1 protein-coding gene and 2 pseudogenes are annotated in these 3,029 nt (G+C 41.6%); 2 read left to right on the top strand and 1 reads right to left on the bottom strand.

Annotated elements, in window-relative coordinates; all coding sequences use genetic code 11:
* Positions 1-119 precede the first annotated feature (119 nt).
* Positions 120-1,400, top strand: a pseudogene (locus tag I2503_RS09135) (IS1634 family transposase); the annotation flags it as partial.
* A gap of 188 nt (positions 1,401-1,588) precedes the next feature.
* A complete protein-coding gene (locus tag I2503_RS09130; protein ID WP_196967754.1) occupies positions 1,589-2,326 on the top strand; it encodes a peptidylprolyl isomerase in 738 nt (245 codons plus the stop codon).
* Between the two features lie 41 nt (positions 2,327-2,367).
* Here I2503_RS09130 and I2503_RS09125 read toward each other — a convergent pair.
* A pseudogene (locus tag I2503_RS09125) lies at positions 2,368-2,901 on the bottom strand (Fic family protein); the annotation flags it as partial.
* Between the last annotated feature and the right edge of the window lie 128 nt (positions 2,902-3,029).

Raw genomic sequence — 3,029 nt, 5'->3', positions numbered from 1 at the left:
CCCATCTTTATTTATAGAAAAGCTTGATCGTTCATAAAAATCATCAGAATTGCAATTGTTTATTGCTTGTTTCTGATGATTTTTTTGATAGTTACGCAAAGATATTCAGGGTATGAATAATTCGGGTAAATGCAGTTTATCGCCTACTTGATAAGTTAAACGATATTAAGGAGGATATCCAACTCCATCTTCATCAAGAAATCAGTCGCCTAACCAATCGGGAAGGACGCTTTGTATTTTACGATGTGACTAACTACTATTTTGAAACCGATATTCCTGACGAAGAAGAAATCTCTGAAGTTGGGGAGGTTCTCAAGGTTGGCCTGCGTAGACGAGGTCCAAGCAAAGAACATCGACCTAAGCCAATCGTTCAACTAGGTCTCTTTATGGATACAAACGGCATTCCCATTAGCTACAAGCTCTTTCGGGGAAATCAAACAGATCCAGTCACCTATCTCCCAGCAGTTGAGGAAGTGAAAAAACAATTTGGAATTGAGAGAATTGTCGTTGTAGCGGATAAGGCCATGAATAGTAAAACCAATGTTTCTGCCATGTTAGAGCAAGGGGACGGCTGGCTCTTCTCACAGAAACATCGTGGAAAAAGAGGGGCTCCAAAGGATATCCAAGAACAGATTTTAAATTCAGAGGACTGGCACTTTAATGCGGAAGCCACATTCGCTAAGAAATCTTATATTCGAGAACGCAGGCTAGGTACAGGCAAGAACTCTCCAGTCGTTAAAGAAAAAGTTTTGATAACCTGGAATGAAAAATATGCGAAGCGCGAACAAATTCGTAGAGACGGTGCTCTTGAATACGCCAGTAAATTAACCAATGCGGAACTTTTTCGTCAGACGAGTAAGAAGGGTGGTAAGAAATATCTTGATTTATCCTATGTCGATGAGGAAACAGGTGAAATTAAGCCTTTCTCTCCACTGATTAGAATTGACCAAGAACAGGTCGATTTTGATGCTCAGTTTGATGGAATCAATGTGATTGTCACCAGTGAGACAGAGATGTCGGACGAAGCCATTCTTGATTCCTACAAGCAGCTCGGGAAAATCGAACATTGCTTTAGGGTCACGAAGACCGAATTAGAGAGTCGACCAGTTTATGTCTGGACGGAGGAACACATAGAAGCCCACTTCTTAACTTGTTTTATAGCCCTAATTTTCATTCGGTTACTTCAATACAGAACAGACTGGGCAATGAGTCCAGAAAGAATGATTCGGGCCTTGAATAGTGCCAAAGCAACCCGTTTACAAGATGATTACTACAGACTTCAAGAGAGTCCGGATATGCAGGAGTTAAATAAGCTTCTTGGAATTGACTGGACAAAGGGAGTTGTGAAGTTCGAGGAATTAAGAAATTATGCTAGAGGTTCATATACAACACGAAAATAATTAAAAAAGATAGCCAAACTCCTTGTCCCCCAAGGGTTTAGCTATCTTTTGTCTTTTTTAAAGTGATAAACTCGGGCATCATATAATCCTCCATTCCACCTTAGTATACCACAGATAGACCTCAAAAAGCTTGAAACTATACCCTGTATTCGCTATAATGGGCAAAGAACATGAAAGGAATCCAGCGCATGAAAAAACTAATCACTGCTCTCCTGGTTATCAGTGCAGCAGCCCTAGCATTCATCATCTATAATAATCAACCCAAACAAGAATTGAGTTTGAGTGCCCAACTACAAGAAGTTCTTAAGAATCCAGATGCAGACTTCCCACAGCTCACTAACAAAGCTGCTAAAAATGAAGCCGTGGTTACCCTGAAAACCAGCCAGGGGGACATCACCATGAAGCTCTTCCCCGAGTATGCACCATTAGCAGTCGAGAACTTTCTAACTCATGCCAAAGATGGTTACTATGACGGCCTCACCTTCCACCGGGTCATCAAAGACTTCATGATCCAAACCGGTGATCCCAATGGAGATGGTAGCGGAGGGGAATCCATCTGGGCTGGCAAGGACCGTGAAAAAGACCCTGGTACAGGCTTCGCCAATGAAATCAGTCCCTATCTCTACAACCTCCGAGGTGCTGTCTCCATGGCCAATGCTGGCCCCGATACCAACGGCAGCCAATTCTTTATCAATCAAAATACCCAAGACATCTCCAGCAGACTAGATCCAACAACCTACCACAGTAAAATCATCCAAGCCTACAAAAACGGCGGGAATCCCAGCCTCGACGGCTCTTATACCGTCTTCGGTCAAGTCACAGAAGGCATGGACATCGTTGATAAAATCGCAGCAGTGGAAACCGATGACAAGGATAAACCTACCGAAGCTGTGACCATCAAAAAGATTGAAATCAAATCAGAATAACCTTAAAAATCCTAAAGCTTTTTTGAAGCCTGAGGATTTTTTTAGTTAGAGGAAGATTCAGCCATCTCTAAAATTTTAATGTATCGATCCAGTCTCTCGTTTAAATAACCAGCAAACAAATCTTCCATTGTCGACAAACTCCCTTTTAGATGATAGTCTTCAAAGGCTTGGTAATACTTTAAACGATCACTAAATTTAATATCAATTGGTGGATAGCCTGCTTTCATTAATTCTAAATTCACCAATAAGCGACCAGTACGACCATTTCCATCAATAAAAGGATGTATGCTCTCAAACTCAATATGAAAACGTGCCAATTTGCTGACAATGGGCTCATTCGATTTCTGATAATCCAATAATAATGCTTCCATAAGAGGACGAATCATATAGGGCTGCGCAGGTTCATTACTTGCTCCAATAATTTGAACGGGTACTCGACGGTAAATGCCTCGGTCCTCTTTTTTATCAGAGAGAACCAGATAATGTATATCCTGAATGACATTTTCCGTTAGTGCAATCTCATCCGAAACCAAGGATTGAACAAATTCAAAAGCTTCACGATGACCAATCACTTCCGGGCACCTCTAAAAACTCCTCTCTTCGTGTCGAAAATTTAATTTAAGCGGGTCTTCATATTTTGTAGTGCGGACGTGAGCAGCCTCCTTCCGGAGTCTCATCACTAGATTTCGAGCCAAGGTCTCGA

Source organism: Streptococcus sp. NLN64, assembly GCF_015831295.1.
Taxonomy (GTDB): Bacteria; Bacillota; Bacilli; order Lactobacillales; family Streptococcaceae; genus Streptococcus.
The sequence above is the reverse complement of the archived record's forward strand: the minus strand, read 5'-3'. Positions and strand labels throughout refer to the sequence as shown.

Coding starts and splice junctions, on each gene's coding strand:
- I2503_RS09130 (WP_196967754.1), top strand. CDS start 1,589: ATGAAAAAACTAATCACTGCTCTCCTGGTTATCAGTGCAGCAGCCCTA.